14 protein-coding genes are annotated in these 14,311 nt (G+C 74.9%); 8 read left to right on the top strand and 6 right to left on the bottom strand.

The window, feature by feature from the left end; genetic code table 11:
- Window positions 1-213 precede the first annotated feature (213 nt).
- Entirely contained in the window at window positions 214-831 is a 618-nt protein-coding gene (locus tag ACF061_RS29365) for a TetR family transcriptional regulator (RefSeq protein ID WP_392270012.1), read from the bottom strand.
- Window positions 832-1,224: 393 nt separating this feature from the next.
- Window positions 1,225-1,944 carry a nuclear transport factor 2 family protein gene (locus ACF061_RS29360; RefSeq protein ID WP_392270011.1) on the bottom strand — a complete coding sequence of 240 codons (720 nt, stop codon included), beginning with the start codon at window positions 1,942-1,944 and terminating at the stop codon, window positions 1,225-1,227.
- A gap of 150 nt (window positions 1,945-2,094) precedes the next feature.
- Between ACF061_RS29360 and hmgA the strand changes: the two genes are divergently transcribed.
- The 3 genes from hmgA (at window position 2,095) to ACF061_RS29345 (ending at window position 5,542) form a co-directional block, all read left to right on the top strand.
- Window positions 2,095-3,411 (top strand): homogentisate 1,2-dioxygenase, encoded by a 1,317-nt coding sequence (gene hmgA / locus ACF061_RS29355; RefSeq protein WP_392270010.1) that lies wholly within the window; start codon window positions 2,095-2,097, stop codon window positions 3,409-3,411.
- Between the two features lie 26 nt (window positions 3,412-3,437).
- The gene (locus tag ACF061_RS29350; RefSeq protein ID WP_392270009.1) at window positions 3,438-4,187 is read left to right on the top strand and encodes a GntR family transcriptional regulator; all 750 of its coding nucleotides are present in this window, start codon (window positions 3,438-3,440) and stop codon (window positions 4,185-4,187) included.
- Between the two features lie 179 nt (window positions 4,188-4,366).
- Window positions 4,367-5,542, top strand: a complete 1,176-nt coding sequence (locus tag ACF061_RS29345; RefSeq protein ID WP_392270008.1) for a type ISP restriction/modification enzyme — start codon at window positions 4,367-4,369, stop codon at window positions 5,540-5,542.
- Window positions 5,543-5,635: 93 nt separating this feature from the next.
- Here ACF061_RS29345 and ACF061_RS29340 read toward each other — a convergent pair whose 3' ends face one another.
- Window positions 5,636-6,349: a TetR/AcrR family transcriptional regulator gene (locus tag ACF061_RS29340; protein ID WP_392270007.1), complete on the bottom strand. Its 714-nt coding sequence runs from the start codon at window positions 6,347-6,349 to the stop codon at window positions 5,636-5,638.
- A gap of 64 nt (window positions 6,350-6,413) precedes the next feature.
- Here ACF061_RS29340 and ACF061_RS29335 point away from each other — a divergent pair, with 64 nt between their 5' ends.
- From ACF061_RS29335 to ACF061_RS29325, 3 genes are all read left to right on the top strand, one after another.
- Entirely contained in the window at window positions 6,414-7,382 is a 969-nt protein-coding gene (locus ACF061_RS29335; protein WP_392270006.1) for an ATP-binding cassette domain-containing protein, read from the top strand.
- Entirely contained in the window at window positions 7,379-8,161 is a 783-nt protein-coding gene (locus ACF061_RS29330) for an ABC transporter permease (RefSeq protein WP_392270005.1), read from the top strand. The genes ACF061_RS29335 and ACF061_RS29330 overlap by 4 nt, the downstream gene beginning before the upstream one ends.
- 85 nt (window positions 8,162-8,246) lie before the next feature.
- Window positions 8,247-9,443: a CaiB/BaiF CoA transferase family protein gene (locus tag ACF061_RS29325; RefSeq protein WP_392270004.1), complete on the top strand. Its 1,197-nt coding sequence runs from the start codon at window positions 8,247-8,249 to the stop codon at window positions 9,441-9,443.
- Between the two features lie 66 nt (window positions 9,444-9,509).
- Here the strand turns inward: ACF061_RS29325 and ACF061_RS29320 are convergent, their stop codons facing one another.
- The 3 genes from ACF061_RS29320 to ACF061_RS29310 all read right to left on the bottom strand — a co-directional run bounded on the left by ACF061_RS29320 (window position 9,510) and on the right by ACF061_RS29310 (window position 11,298).
- Window positions 9,510-9,779 (bottom strand): hypothetical protein, encoded by a 270-nt coding sequence (locus ACF061_RS29320; protein ID WP_392270003.1) that lies wholly within the window; start codon window positions 9,777-9,779, stop codon window positions 9,510-9,512.
- Between the two features lie 115 nt (window positions 9,780-9,894).
- A complete protein-coding gene (locus tag ACF061_RS29315) occupies window positions 9,895-10,290 on the bottom strand; it encodes an anti-sigma factor (protein WP_392270002.1) in 396 nt (131 codons plus the stop codon).
- 201 nt (window positions 10,291-10,491) lie between these two features.
- On the bottom strand, window positions 10,492-11,298 hold the full coding sequence (locus tag ACF061_RS29310) for an SGNH/GDSL hydrolase family protein (RefSeq protein ID WP_392270001.1): 807 nt from the start codon (window positions 11,296-11,298) through the stop codon (window positions 10,492-10,494).
- A 470-nt stretch (window positions 11,299-11,768) separates the two neighbouring features.
- Here ACF061_RS29310 and ACF061_RS29305 point away from each other — a divergent pair, with 470 nt between their 5' ends.
- Together ACF061_RS29305 and ACF061_RS29300 are read left to right on the top strand one after the other, a co-directional pair.
- Window positions 11,769-12,572 (top strand): polysaccharide deacetylase family protein, encoded by an 804-nt coding sequence (locus ACF061_RS29305; RefSeq protein ID WP_392270000.1) that lies wholly within the window; start codon window positions 11,769-11,771, stop codon window positions 12,570-12,572.
- Between the two features lie 604 nt (window positions 12,573-13,176).
- Window positions 13,177-14,271 (top strand): DUF5925 domain-containing protein, encoded by a 1,095-nt coding sequence (locus ACF061_RS29300; protein WP_392269999.1) that lies wholly within the window; start codon window positions 13,177-13,179, stop codon window positions 14,269-14,271.
- The last annotated feature ends 40 nt before the right edge of the window (window positions 14,272-14,311 follow it).

The raw sequence follows: 14,311 nt of genomic DNA, 5'->3' as shown, positions 1-14,311 counted from the left end.
TCACGCCCACTCCCGGGACGGCGGCAGCACCGCCGACGCGCCGTCGGATTTCGCCCGCCCGGCGCAATCCCGCCCCGTCGCGCCGCCCACGGACCGCGGGCGGACGCGCCGACCGGCGCCCACGGGACAGGGGGCGCCGGAATCCGCCCGGTCCGGTCCCAACCGGCCCGGACCGCGGACGGACCCGGCACGGAACGCGAGGAGCGCGGGCGCTCAGTCCAGTACGCGCCCCAGGTACGCCCGCAGCAGTTCCCGTGTCTCCTCGACGATCCTCGCGTCGCCCGCGGGATCGACCCGGAAGGCGAGCTGGACGAGGGTGTCCGCGGTCTCGACGGCTATCAGGAAGACGCGGCGCAGGTCGTCGTCGGCCTCCCGGCTCAGGTGCCGGGAGAGCAGTCGGGTGAGGCGGTCGGCCACACGGTGGTTGGGCTCGGTGTGGCGGGTGCCGAGGGGGATCTGGTTGCCGAAGTCCACCAGGGAGAAGCCGGGGGCCGTGCGCTTCATCGCCAGGTACTCGTCGAGCAGCGCGTCCACGGCGGCGCGCCAGCCGTCCTCCGGCGTCTGCTTCAGCCGTTCCGTCACGCGTTCGGCGTACCGCTCGAAGTTCCGCTGGGCGAGCGCGTCGGCCATCGCCCGCTTGTTGCCGAAGAACCGGTAGACGGATCCGATGGGCACGCCCGCGCGCACGGCGACGGCGCGCGTGCTCAGCTCGTCGTAGCCGACCTCGTCGAGGAGGTCGGCGCAGGCGTCGAGGATCCTGGTCAGCCGTTCGGCGCTGCGCCGCTGCACGGGCGCGCGGCGGAGCGAGGTCGCGTGGTGCACGGGCATCATGATGCCTCTCCGCGACGGTCCGGTGAAGCACGCCCGTTGGCCCGGGCCCGCGGTCGCGCCACTGCGCGGGGGGCACGGCGTGGGGCGGGCGGTGCCTGCGGGTACGCGGCAGAGGCTGGGCGGACCCGCGCCGGCGGCGCCCTTGCCGAAGACCGCGCACGGCACCACGGACGCGTATCCGGCCGCCCCGCCGGTCGACGGCACGGTCAGGTCGGCCGGTCGCGTCGGCGGCCCGACCACGCGACGCACCGTGCGGACGACAGGGGCCGCCGCGCGGACGCCGAACGCCCACGCCGGGCACGGGGCGGCCGGCGAAGGCGCGCGGCCGGACGCCGGTAGCCGCGCCCGCACCTCCCGGACGGTGTGCCCGGCGGTCGCCGGGGGCGGGGCGGGCTACGCCGTCGAGCCCGCGGCGGACGGCCACCCGCCCGGGGCCGCCGGGGCGGGGTCCGACGCCGCGCCCGGCTCCGGCGCGGCCGTGGGGGCCGTCGACGAGCCGGGGCCCGAGGTCCGGCCGGGGGACGGCGTGGGCGCCGGGGTCGGGCCGGAGCCCACGGCCGCTCCCGAGGTGGGGGCCGGTGTCGGAGTCGCCGGCCGGCCCGGGTCCGGCGCCGGGTCGGACGCCGTGATGTCCGCCGTGCTCTGCACCGGCTTCCCGGCCACCGCCCACACCGTGTCGTCGTCGGCGTACAGCCGGGCGGTGATGTGGTGGGTGCCGCGGGGGACCAGCCGGGCGGACAGGCGGTAGTCGGGGGCCCGCAGCCGGCCGACGAGCCGGCCGTCCACCAGCAGGTGGGCGAGGCCGCGGCCGGGCGCCGGCCGCGCGGCCGTGCCGGCCGGCGAGAAACGGAAACGGCGCACGGTCAGCCGCACGTCCCAGCTGCCGCCGGCGTCCGGCCGCACCTCGACGCCGACCTCGGGCGCCCCCTTCTCGGTCACCTCACGGTAGGGCCGTCCCTCCTCGTCGGTGTGATCGATGACTTTGCCCACGGGTGTGGGCGTCTTCCCCTCCGCACTCCCCCGCGCACCGCTCGAACCGCAGCCCGCCGCCCCGGCGCACAGCAGGACGCAGACCGCGAGCGCGGCGAGAGGTCCGCGCGTCCACGACGTCATGCCCGGAGAGTAGAACAACGGTCCGACCGCCCGAATCCCCCTGAAGTCTGGTTCTCGCCCTCCGCCGGAAGGATGGCACGGGGCCCTCTTGCGTCCGGGAAAACGCAATCCTACGGTGTTGCATAGGAATCGGGTTGCAAGGGAGCGATCATGAGCGGGGACGCACGCAAGACCGCCGAGGGACTGTCCTACCTCTCGGGGTTCGGCAACGAGCACAGCTCGGAGGCGGTTCCGGGCGCACTGCCCGAGGGGCGCAACTCCCCGCAGCGGGCCCCCCTCGGGCTGTACGCGGAGCAGCTCAGCGGTACGGCGTTCACCGAGCCGAGGGCGCACAACCGCCGCTCGTGGCTGTACCGCGTCCGCCCTTCGGCCGCGCACCCGAGGTTCACCCGCACCGGCAACGGCACGCTGCGCACCGCGCCGTTCAACCAGGCGGTGCCCGACCCCAACCGGCTGCGCTGGAACCCGCTGCCGGAGCCGGGGCCCGGCACGGACTTCGTCATGGGCCTGTGGACCCTCGGCGGCAACGGCGACGTCACCCAGCGCACCGGCGTCGCGGTGCACCTGTATCACGCCAACTCGTCTATGGAGCGGGTCTTCAGCGACTCGGACGGCGAGCTGCTGATCGTGCCGGAGCGGGGCGGGCTGCTGCTGCGCACGGAGTTCGGGCTGCTGCACGCCGAACCGGGAGAGGTGGCGCTCGTCCCGCGCGGGGTGCGCTTCCGGGTCGAACTCCTCGACGGGACCGCGCGGGGCTATGTGTGCGAGAACTACGGCGCGCCGTTCCGCCTCCCCGACCTCGGCCCCATCGGCGCCAACGGCCTCGCCAACGCCCGGGACTTCCGCGCGCCGGTCGCCGCCTTCGAGGACGTCGAGGGCCCGGTGGAGGTGGTGAACAAGTTCTGCGGCAACCTGTGGACCGCCACCTACGACCACTCCCCGCTCGACGTCGTCGCCTGGCACGGCAACCATCTGCCGTACGTCTACGACCTGCGCCGCTTCAACGTGATCGGGTCGATCTCGTACGACCACCCGGACCCGTCGATCTTCACCGTGCTGACCTCGCCGTCGGACACCCCGGGCCTGGCGGGCGTGGACTTCGTGGTGTTCGCGCCCCGCTGGCTGGTGGGCGAGGACACCTTCCGGCCGCCGTACTTCCACCGGAACGTGATGAGCGAGTACATGGGCCTGATCGAGGGCGCGTACGACGCCAAGGCGGAGGGCTTCGTGCCGGGCGGCGGCTCGCTGCACAACACGATGTCGGCGCACGGACCGGACCGCGAGACCTTCGACCGGGCGAGCGCCGCCGAGTTGCGGCCGCAGAAGATCGACGACGGACTGGCGTTCATGTTCGAGACGCGCTGGCCGGTGACGCTGACGCCGCACGCGGCCCGCGCGGAGCACCTCCAGCAGGGCTACGACGACGTCTGGCAGGGCCTCGAGCGGCACTTCCGCCCCTTGCACTGATCATTTCTTCCCGGTACGGATGGCCCGTGACCTCCTTCGCCCCGGATTCGATCGTCCTGAACCGCAAGCTGCCGCTGTGGTACCAGGTGTCGCAGTCGCTGCGCGCCTCGATCCTCGGCCGCTCACCCCGGGACCCGCTGCGCCTGCCCACCGAGGAGCAGTTGGCGGGGCACTACGGGGTGAGCGTGCTGACCATGCGGCAGGCGCTGAAGGAGCTGGAGGACGAGGGGCTGATCACCCGGCACCGGCGGCGCGGCACGTTCATCGAGCCCGCGGCCCGGCGCGCCGCGCCGGTACGGCTGCTGGGCTCGGTGGACGCGATCGTGGCCCAGCAGTCGGGCATGACGACCGAGCTGCTGGACCACGGCACGGCTCCCGTGCCCGCCGAACTCGCCGAGTTCTTCCCGGACCTGGGGGAGGTGGCGACGTACCACCGGCTGCGCGGCGACGAGAAGACCGGCGAGCCGACCAATCACGCCCGCAACTACGTCCGTCCGGAACTGGCCGGGCGGATATCACCGGACGACCTGGTGCGCTGGCCGATGACCAAGGTGCTGCGGGACGTGGTCGGCGCGGACATCAGCCGGATCACGGACACCGTGGAGGCGCGGCTGGCCGATCCGGAGACGGCGCGGCTGCTCGACGTCCCGCTGCTCAGCCCGATCCTGCACTACACGGGGATCACCTACGACACGGCGGGCCGGCCGCTGGACGTGGTGGTCATCAACTACCGGGGCGACCGCTTCTCCTTCACCGTCACCCTCGACGCCACCTGACCACGCTCCGCCCCGGCCCACCCCACCACCAGCCACCAGCCACCAGCCACCAGCCACCAGCCACCAGCCATGATCCGGCCGCCCGCCCGGCGCCCCACGTCCCGGGCGGGCGGCCGGCTCCGCGTCCGGCCCGGTCCCGCCCCGAGTCCGTACCCCGGCCGTTGCCCGCAGGCCGTACGATGCCCGGCGTGACGTACGACGACGCTCCGCCCCTGGCGGACCTCATGCCGTGGTCCGTCGCACCGCCGCGGCTCGGGCGGGAGTGGCCGACGGCGCCCGACCCCGGCTGTCTGCGGGCCCGTTGGGAGGCCCTGCTGGCGGCCGAGGGCCCGGAGCGGGAGGCCCTTTTCGAGCCGACGCGCTCGCGCACGGCGCACACGGCGGTGGGGCAGTTGCCGGGCCGGACCGGCGGCACCGGGAAACTGGCCCGGGCCTCGGGGCCCTGCCCGGAACCGGTACGGGTCCTGGCCGCCCCCTTCGACGAGCAGTGGCTGATCCCCGACCACCGGCTGATCGACGCCGCCCGGCCGGAGTTGTGGCGGGTGGCGGACGCGCGGCAGATCTTCACGGTCGAGACGGCCGCCGCCCCCGGCGCCACCCGGCCGCTCCTGCTGGCGACGTCCCTCCTGCCCGTGCTGCGCACCGGTCGCGTCCGCCCCCTGTACCGCCGCCCGGGAGCCGGCGAGCCGAACCTGGCGCCCGGCCTGCTGGAGCACCTCGCCGCCCGTCTCGGTCACCGGCCCGACCCGGTGGACGTGCTCGCCTGGACGCTGACCGCCCTGCGGCGGTCGGCGGACGGCCCCGTCGTCCCGCTCACCGGGGACGCCCAGCTCTGGACGGCGGGTGTGCGGGCGGGGCGCCGGACGCTGTGGCTGATGCGCCGCGACGGCGAGCGGCCCAAGCTGCCCGGCGGCCGGCGCCCGTACGTGCGCGCGCCCCTGCCGGCCCGCCCGCTCACCCTCCACTACGACCGCGCCGAGGAGACCCTCCACCTCGACGGCGGGCGCATCGCGCCGGTGCCGCCGGCGGCCTGGGACTTCGAGACCGGCTCGGGCCGGGTCCTGGAGCAGTGGTTCGCGGCCCGTACCGGGCAGGGCGAACCGGGCACCCTGGCGGCGATCCACCCGGCGGCATGGCCGCAGGCGTGGACCTCCGAGCTGCTGGAACTGATCACGGTCCTGGCCCTGCTGGCCGAACCGCGTCCCCGGGGGGACGAACCGGCGGTGGCCGACGCGATCGGCGTCGCCGAGCTGCGGGCGGCCGGTGTGCTCCCGGTGCCGGGGACCGCCCGTCGGCCGGCCACCGTCCTCGACCACCACGAGGAGGGGCCGGAGGGCCAGTTCGCCCTGATCTGAGAGGCTCCCCGCCCGGCCCCCGCACCAGCGCCGCACGCCCCGGTCCGCCCACCGCGGCGGCTGGGCCGCGCCCTCTCTCCCCCCGGGCGCGGATCAGACGCGCGGCGCGAAGGCGTCCAGGACCCGCTCCAGCGTTCGCTCGAACACCGCTTCGGTGTCGATCGGACCCGCCCCCTCCGTGAAGGCGGCCGCCAGTCGCGGATAGGCGCCGGTGGCGACCTGGCCGCCGAGGTAGGCGGCCCGTACGGCGTGCTCCTGCTCCTCGGACCACGGCAGCGAGCGGGTGCGCTCGGCGACGGCCAGCTCGTCGGAGACGTACATGGTCACCACGGCGTTCAGCATGGCCACCAGTTCCACCTTCGTGCCGTAGGACGCCTCCAGCGGGTCCAGGCAGGCCAGGCAGTGCTCCAGGTAGCGCAGGGTGTTCGGGGTGAAGCCCTGCACCCCGGACATCAGACGGGGCAGCCACGGGTGACGGTGCATCAGCGCACGGGTGCGGTGTCCGACCCGGCGCATGTCGGCGCGCCAGTCGCCGCCCGGCTCCCACAGTTCGTGCTCGCCGCCGACCGCGTCGACCATCAGCTCGTACAGGTCCTCCTTGCGGGGGACGTAGTTGTAGAGCGACATGGTGCCGCAGCCCAGTTCGGCGGCGACGTGCCGCATGGACACCGCCTCCAGGCCGCCGGCGTCGGCCAGCCGCACGGCCGCCGCCGCGATGTCGCCCCGGCGGTACGCCGGCCTCGGCCCCCGCCCGGTCCGCTCCGGACGGGCCCAGATCACTTCGGGTACGGCCGCTCGGCCAGCCATCGGTCATCACCTCGCCCCACCATCGTAGTTACGTACACCGTACGTAACGCGCTATGGTCGACCCATGACTACTACGTACGCTGTACTTAGTGAAGGTCTGGAGAAGCGCTTCGGCGACGTCCGTGCCGTGCGCGGACTCGACCTGGCCGTCGCCGAGGGCACGGTCTGCGGACTGCTCGGACCGAACGGGGCGGGCAAGACCACGGCGGTCCGGCTGCTGACGACACTGCTGCGGCCGGACGCGGGCTCGGCCCGCGTCGCCGGTCACGACCTGGTGCGCGAGGCCGCGGCCGTACGGCGCCGCATCGGCGTCACCGGGCAGGACACCTCGGTCGACGGGGACCTCACCGGGCGGCAGAACCTGCGGCTGTTCGCCCGACTGCTGCGGCTCCGCGACGCCGCGGCGACCGTCGAGGGGCTCCTGGACCGGTTCGGCCTCACCGCGGCCGCCGACCGCAACGTCTCCACCTACTCGGGCGGCATGCGACGCCGACTGGACCTGGCGGCCGGTCTGCTGCACCGCCCCGCCGTGCTGTTCCTGGACGAGCCGACCACCGGTCTGGACCCGGCCGGCCGCAACCTGGTCCAGGACGCCGTGCGCGAGCTCAAGCAGCGGGGCACGACGGTGCTGCTGACCACCCAGTACCTGGAGGAGGCCGACCGGCTCGCCGACGACATCGCCGTGCTGGACCACGGGCACGTCGCGCACACGGGCTCGCCCGCCCAGCTCAAGTCGCTGATCGGGACGCACGCCGAGGTCGTCGTCCCGCACCGGGACAGCCTGCCGCGGGCGGCGGCCGTCCTCGACCGGCTCACCGGGTCCGCGCCGGTGCTCGACCACGAGCGCGGTGCGGTCGGCGCGGTCAGCACCGACCCGACGCTCACCCTTCCCCGGCTGGTGCGCGAACTCGACGCCGCGGGCGTGCCGCTGCTGGACGCGAGCCTGCGGCCGCCCACGCTGGACGACGTCTTCCTCCGGCTGACCGGCCGGTCCCCCGGCGCGTCGAAGACCACGGGGGAGGTCGCCGCGTGAACGCGTTCGCCCACGACGGCACGGCGATGGCCGGCCGGCATCTGCGCCGGGTCCGCAACAGTCCCGGCCTCACGGTGCTGACCCAGATCATGCCGATCAACCTGCTGCTGTTCTTCGGCTACGTCTTCGGCAGCGCGCTGGCGATGCCCGGCCGGGAGTACCGGTCCTTCCTCGTGCCGGGGCTGCTGGCGGCGACCGCGGCCGGCGGGATCATGACCGGGATGTTCCAGGCCGCCGCCGACTCGCACCGGGGCGTGATGGACCGCTTCCGCGCCATGCCGGTGAGCCGGGCGGCCGTGCCGGTCGGGCAGGCGGTGGCGGACCTGGTCGTGACGGCCCTCGGGACGGTGCCGCTGCTGCTGGTCGGACTGGCCGTGGGTTGGCGGATCGAGGGGACGGCGGCCGAGGCGCTCGGCGCGGTGGCGCTGCTGCTGCTGTTCCGGTTCGCCTGCACCTGGGTCGGCCTCCTGCTGGGGCTGGCCAGCCGCAGCGAGGAGGCCGCCGGGCAACTCGGCGCGTCGACCTTCGTGCTGCCGCTGCTGTCCAACGCCTACATCCCCACCGGCGACCTGGCCGGCTGGCTGCGCGCCGTCGCCGAGTGGAACCCGATCAGCGCGGTCACCAGCGCCCTGCGGGACCTGTTCGGGAACGCGCCCGCCGCCGACGGCGCCGCCTGGCCGGTGGCCCACCCGGTCGCCGGAACCCTGGCCTGGTGCGCGGTCCTGATCGCGCTGTGCGCCCCCCTCGCCGTCCGCAGGTACACCCGCGGCGAGCGCTGATCGAGCCGGGGGGATGTGGGAGAACCGGCCCTCCTGCGGGCCCGGCTGCTGACAAAGGCGCCGGCGGCGGGTCATGATCCAGCGCATGGACCGGCTTCCCCCGCCCCTGGAGGGCATCATCGTCGTCGCCGTCGAACAAGCCGTCTCGGCGCCCTTCGCGACCCGGCAGCTCGCCGACCTCGGCGCGCGGGTCGTCAAGGTCGAGCGGATCGACGGCGGCGACTTCGCGCGCGGCTACGACACCGCGGCGGGCGGCCTCGCCTCGCACTTCGTGTGGTGCAACCGCGGCAAGGAGTCGATAGCGCTGGACCTGAAGGACCCGCGGGGCCTGGCCGTGGTGCGGCGGCTGGTGGCGGAGGCCGACGTGTTCGTGCAGAACCTCGCCCGCGGCGCCGCCGCCCGGCTCGGCCTGGACGCGGCCACGCTGTGCGCCGCGCACCCGAGGCTGATCGCCGTCGACATCTCCGGGTACGGCTCCGCCGGCCCGTACGCGGACAAGCGGGCGTACGACATGCTCGTGCAGTGCGAGGCGGGGCTGGTGTCGGTGACCGGGACGCCGGAGCAGCCGGTGAAGGCGGGGATCCCGGCGGCGGACATCGCGGCGGCCATGTACGCCTTCTCGGGCGTGCTGGCCGCCCTCGTGCGGCGCGGCACGACCGGGCGGGGCGGGCCGGTCGAGGTGTCGATGCTGGAGGCGCTGGCCGAGTGGATGGGACATCCACTGCACCACTCGATGCACGACGGAACCGCCCCGGCGCGCACCGGGCTCGCGCACGCCGTCATCGCGCCCTACGACGCCTACGGCACGGCGGACGGCGGGCGGGTGCTGCTGTCGGTGCAGAACGACCGGGAGTGGCGCAGGCTCGCGGAACAGGTGCTGGAGCGGCCGGAGTTGGCGTCGGACCCGGCGTTCGCGACGAACGCGGCACGGGTGGCCAACCGGGAGCGCACCGACGAGTTGGTCGGGAAGGCGCTGGGCGTGCTGGGCACCGACGAGGCGCAGGCGCGGCTGGAGGGCGCGGGGATCGCGTGCGCGCGCCTGAGAGACGTGCACGAGGTCGCGGGCCATCCGCAGTTGGCCGCCCGGGAGCGGTGGCGCGAGGTGGGGACGCCGGTGGGACCGCTGAGGGCGCTGCTGCCGCCGATCACCCTGCCGGGCGGGGCCGAGTCGCGCATGGGGGACGTGCCCGCGCTCGGACAGCACACCGAGGCGCTGCTGCGAGCCGTGGGGATGGCGGACGACGAGATCGCAGCGTTGCGCCGGGACGGTGTGGTGGCCTGAGCGCGGGTCCTGATGAGCGGTCCCGGGGACGCCGGTGGGGCGTCCTCCGGTGAGCGCCGACGGCGCTCAGTGACCGCCGAACAGCGAGCGGCGAAGCCGGCGCAGCGGCGCGAACAGCGACACCCGGCTCACCCGTGCGCCCCTGCCCGTGCGGTCGTGCGCGGTGTCACGCGCGGTCAGCTCACGCATCAGCAGGGTCGCCTCGGCCGCCTCGCGGTGCGGCACGGCGGGACCGCCCAGCACCGACAGATGGCGGTCCAGGCGCGAGCTGGTCGCGCTGCTGCCGCAGGTGATCGCAGGGATCCTGGCCCTGCTGCGCACTGTTATCTGCTCCATGTCACTCCCCACCCGTACGAGTCCACCCGGCCCGGGCAGAGTAACCCTATCTCCCCGTTGGGGCATGCGTGTATCACGGTCACCAGATTCACCTTCCCCACAAGGGTGTTGACGACTACTCTCCGAGTCCGGCCGATTCCGAGGCGAGTTGGACAGTCGGCGGGCCGGCCGGCCGTGCCGATCCCCCATCGGGTTCCACGGTTACGGCGAGTGATGCGCCCGGCGTCGCGAGCCGCGGGGCCACCGGGGGCGTGCCGCCCGCGAAGAGGCCGGAGGACGGGGGTCGTGGGCCGGGGCGCGCACCCCACGGGCGGCGGAACCGGCCACCGGGCGCGGCCGGATGTCCGCTGAGGGTGATCACGGCCCGGCCCCCGGTGACGGAGGCGATCACCGCGACACCGCGGCACCGGACGCACCGTCCGGCGCCGGTCCGGGCGCCGGGGGCCGCGAGAACGTGGGCGATCTCACGCTCCCGGTCCGCCGGGAGCCGGCCCGTCGCGGCACTGCGCACGGCCCGCACGGACGGTGGAGAGCGCGGGCCGCGGCACGGGCCGCGTCGACGGTCGCCGCGGTGTCCGCTCCACCGGCGCGCGCAGGGCGCGTCCCGTCGCGACGGGACGCGCCCTGCGGCCGGACTCCCGGGACGGCGGGCACGCGCGCCCAGCGGGCGGGGCCTGCGCCCCACTCACGGTCGCGGCCCGTTCCCCGCGGGTCAGGCGGCGTTGGTGAAGGCCGGCAGATAGCCGCCCGACTGGCCGGCGGCCGTCGGGTGGTAGGACTCGCCGATGTCGAGCCAGTTGACGCTGTGCAGCCAGGAGCTGCCGGAGCAGATCTCGTGGCCGCTGAAGGTGGTGCGGACGTCGCCGAAGGTGAAGCCGTGGTTGGCGGCGACCTTGGCGATGGTGGTGTTCATGTAGTCGGAGGCGTCGTTGATGGCGGAGCGCTTGGTCTCGGACAGGCCGAGGCAGGTCTGGCCGAGCTTGTAGAAGCGGGGGTAGCCGAGCACCACCACGTGCGCGTTGGGCGCCTTGCCGCGGATCACCGAGTAGAGGTTGTCGAGCTTGCCGGGCAGGGTCGAGCCGACGTACGCCCTGGCGGTGTTGATGCGGGACAGGCAGCCGCTGTCGGTCTGGGTCACACAGGTCGTCATGACGTCCGCGAACCCGGCGTCGTTGCCGCCGATGGTGATCGAGACCAGTGACGTGGCCGAGTTGAGCGGGCTGAGCTGGTTGGCGAGCACGTCGTCCGTCTTGGCGCCCGAGCAGGCCGTGAAGGCGAACGACGAAGGCGAGTGGGCGGCGTTCCAGAGGTAGGGGTAGGACTTCGTACTGCGGTCGCAACTGCCGCTCGAACTGTCGTAGCTGCCGGCGCCCACACCCGAGGAGTAGGAGTCGCCGAGGGCCACGTAGCCGCCGGCGGCGGCCTGTTGGGAGGCGTGCGCGGAGGCCGCTCCGGTGAGGGCGAGGCCGATGGTCAGCAGGAGTGAGCCGATGTACGTAGCGGTTCGGGAACGTCTCATGGAACCTCCCTCTAGCAGGATCTCTGCAACGACTTTGGTAGCAGCTACGCGCGTTGACAGGAAGTGTCCATGCCAAAAATTTTTGGCCGCCCGGCGAAGAGCCGGTGCGTCCCACGGCGACCCGACGCACCGTCAGCGGCGAGGCCGAGTCGAGGTTTGAGTGACGACGAGTACCCGTACGGGCGGTCTCGGCTCTTGACGCTCCCGCGCGACCGCGCGACCGCGGGTGCCCCAAGCGGTCCCGGGAGCGATCCGACCGGCGCGGGCCGCGCGTTCCGGGAGCCGCGCCCCCGATGCCGGACTCCGGCCAGGGCCGACCGTGTTGAGCGGTCCGGTCGTCGCGATCGCCGCCGGGGTGCTGACCGCCGCCGGCGGGTATGCCGTCAGCGGCGGGTATGCCGTCAGCGGCGTCCGGGCGGCACCCGGTTCCCGGTCGTCGGGATCGTCGCCCACGAGGGAGGAGGGCCCGCATGAGCGCACCCGTGCCGGTGCTGATGTACCACGCGGTCGCCGCCGGGCCGGACCGCGCCACCCGCGGCCTGCCCGTCGCGCCGGAGGCGTTCGCGGAGCAGATGGCGGTGCTGAGGGAGCGGGGCCGCCACCCGGTCACCACCGCCGAACTGGCCGCCCACTGGCGCTCGGAGGGCTCCGGGCCGCTGCCGGCCAACCCGGTCCTGATCACCTTCGACGACGGCTACGAGGGCGTGCACCGCCATGCGCTGCCCGCGCTCGCCGAGCACGGTTTCACGGCCACGCTGTTCGTCTCGACCGGCTGGATCCGGGGCGAGTACGACACCGGCGGCGGCCCGGACACCATGCTCGACTGGGACCAGGTGCGCGAGCTGGCGGCGGGCGGGGTCGAGATCGGCGGGCACAGCCACACCCACCCGGAGCTCGACCAGCTCGACGACGACCGCCTGTGGACGGAGCTGATCCGTTGCAAGGAGATCATCGCGGGTGAACTGGGCGCCCTGCCCGCCTCGTTCGCCTACCCCTACGGCTACTCCAGCCGCCGGGTGCGGGCCCGGGTCCGGGCGGCCGGCTTCACCCAGGCGCTCGCCGCGGGCAACGCCCTGGCCGACCGCGCGCAGGGGCCGTACGCCTTGCGGCGGCTCACCGTGCGCCGCTCCACCACCATCGAGGAGTTCGATCGGCTGGTCCAAGGCCGCACGACCGCCCGGGACTTCGCCGGGGACCGGGCCCTCGTCAAGGGCCACGCCCTGGTCCGCGGAGCCCGACGGCTCGGCCGCAGGGCTTCCCGTACCCGTGCCTGACACGGCGACCGCCCCGAGGAATCGGCGCCCGGACCCGAGGCGTCAGAGCCCGAGGCGTCAGGACCCGAGGTGTCAGAGCCCGAGGCGTCAGGGCGGCCGGGAAGGCGGCCGCGCCCGCCCGGGCGGGACCGCTCCCCCGGCGGCGGCCAGTCGTTCCGCGACGCCTGCGCGCCGAGGCCCGCCACCGGGACCCCCCGCGGTGCCGGGCCCCGGCTCCCGGCCGGTCACCGGCCTCGACCGCACCGCCCCGGCGGCCGGCCAGGGCCCCGCGGCGACCGTCGCCACGGAGGGCCCGGCCGGGCCGGCCGCGGTGACGCTCACCGGCGCGCCCACCCGATCCGTCCCGGTCTCCGGCCGCGCCACCGCGCGGCCGATCGCCCGTGCCACCAGTGCCGGGACGGCCGCTGCCCCACCGGGCGACACGGTGAGCCGCCACCGCCGCGCCCCCGGACTCCGCCCATGACGTCCCGTCAAGGACGGTGTCGGGGACGGCGACCGCCCCCGGGACAGGGGTCGCGCGGGCCCGGCCCGCGAACTGGCCGACACGTGCGGCGCGACCGGCAAACCGGGTGCGCACGGCGGCCGGGTGGCGGATCATGGCGGCATGCCTGCGAACCCTTACGACGCTCTGCCGGTCCGGCTCAACGTCGACGACTCCGACTCGCCGTCCGACGTCGTCGACGCGCTGTTCCTCGGCCGCTTCGCGACGGGCGAGCAGCCGTACTCGCACGCGGCGAACATCGACCGTGTCCGCTCCGGCGCCACGCTGCTGCCGGACGGCGCGCGGGTGCTGCGCGTGGCCCGCGACGACGACCGCAGCGCGACCCTCGCGGAGGGCGACGGCTGGACCCTGCTGGTCTCCCGCTGGAACCGGGGCGCCGACGTCACGGTCACGGCGACCAGCGCCGAGCTGGCCAGGAAGGTCCTCGACCAGGCCACGGACGGCGCGGCGGACGAGCCCGAGCCGCAGCCGGAGAACGTGACGATGGGCTTCTGGTACGTCTCCCCCAGGCGCGGCCCGCACCGCACCACCCGGCAGATCGCCGCGGGCACCTGGGACGAGGTCCGGGCGAACTACACGGCGCCGGTCGCCGAGGCCATGGACCGGCTGATGAGGACGACCCCCGAGGACATCGCGGGCCGCCTGCTCCTGCTGCACGGCCCGCCGGGCACCGGCAAGACCTCGGCGCTGCGGACGCTGGCCCGCTCCTGGCGGGACTGGTGCCAGGTGGACTGCGTCCTCGACCCCGAGCGCCTGTTCTCCGACGTCGGCTATCTGATGGACATCGCCATCGGCGAGGAGGACTCGGCGGGCAAGGGCCGCTGGCGGCTGCTGCTGCTGGAGGACTGCGACGAGCTGATCCGCGGCGAGGCCAAGCACACGGCCGGCCAGGCGCTGTCCCGGCTGCTGAACCTCACCGACGGCCTGCTCGGCCAGGGCCGCAACGTCCTGGTCGGCGTGACCACCAACGAGGACCTGGAGCGCCTGCACCCCGCCGTGGTCCGCCCGGGCCGCTGCCTGGCCCGGATCGAGGTGGGCAGGCTGACCCGCCGGGAGGCGGTGAACTGGCTGGGTTCCCAGGAGGGCGTGGGGCGCGAGGGCGCGACCCTCGCCGAGCTGTACGCGCTGCGCCGGGGCACGTCCCCCACGGCCCTCCCGGAGCCGCGCGAGGGGGCGGACGCGGGGCTGTACCTGTAGCGCTCGGTGCGTGCCTGGCGCGCGGTCCCGCCGGCGGTGT

Source organism: Streptomyces sp. NPDC015220, assembly GCF_043079345.1.
GTDB lineage: Bacteria > Actinomycetota > Actinomycetes > Streptomycetales > Streptomycetaceae > Streptomyces.
This window is presented reverse-complemented; position numbering and strand designations above follow the sequence as displayed.

Coding starts and splice junctions, on each gene's coding strand:
- ACF061_RS29300 (WP_392269999.1), top strand. CDS start 13,177: ATGCCTGCGAACCCTTACGACGCTCTGCCGGTCCGGCTCAACGTCGAC.
- ACF061_RS29345 (WP_392270008.1), top strand. CDS start 4,367: ATGCCCGGCGTGACGTACGACGACGCTCCGCCCCTGGCGGACCTCATG.
- ACF061_RS29310 (WP_392270001.1), bottom strand. CDS start 11,298: ATGAGACGTTCCCGAACCGCTACGTACATCGGCTCACTCCTGCTGACC.
- ACF061_RS29335 (WP_392270006.1), top strand. CDS start 6,414: ATGACTACTACGTACGCTGTACTTAGTGAAGGTCTGGAGAAGCGCTTC.
- ACF061_RS29365 (WP_392270012.1), bottom strand. CDS start 831: ATGATGCCCGTGCACCACGCGACCTCGCTCCGCCGCGCGCCCGTGCAG.
- ACF061_RS29320 (WP_392270003.1), bottom strand. CDS start 9,779: ATGGAGCAGATAACAGTGCGCAGCAGGGCCAGGATCCCTGCGATCACC.
- hmgA (WP_392270010.1), top strand. CDS start 2,095: ATGAGCGGGGACGCACGCAAGACCGCCGAGGGACTGTCCTACCTCTCG.
- ACF061_RS29340 (WP_392270007.1), bottom strand. CDS start 6,349: ATGGCTGGCCGAGCGGCCGTACCCGAAGTGATCTGGGCCCGTCCGGAG.
- ACF061_RS29360 (WP_392270011.1), bottom strand. CDS start 1,944: ATGACGTCGTGGACGCGCGGACCTCTCGCCGCGCTCGCGGTCTGCGTC.
- ACF061_RS29325 (WP_392270004.1), top strand. CDS start 8,247: ATGGACCGGCTTCCCCCGCCCCTGGAGGGCATCATCGTCGTCGCCGTC.
- ACF061_RS29305 (WP_392270000.1), top strand. CDS start 11,769: ATGAGCGCACCCGTGCCGGTGCTGATGTACCACGCGGTCGCCGCCGGG.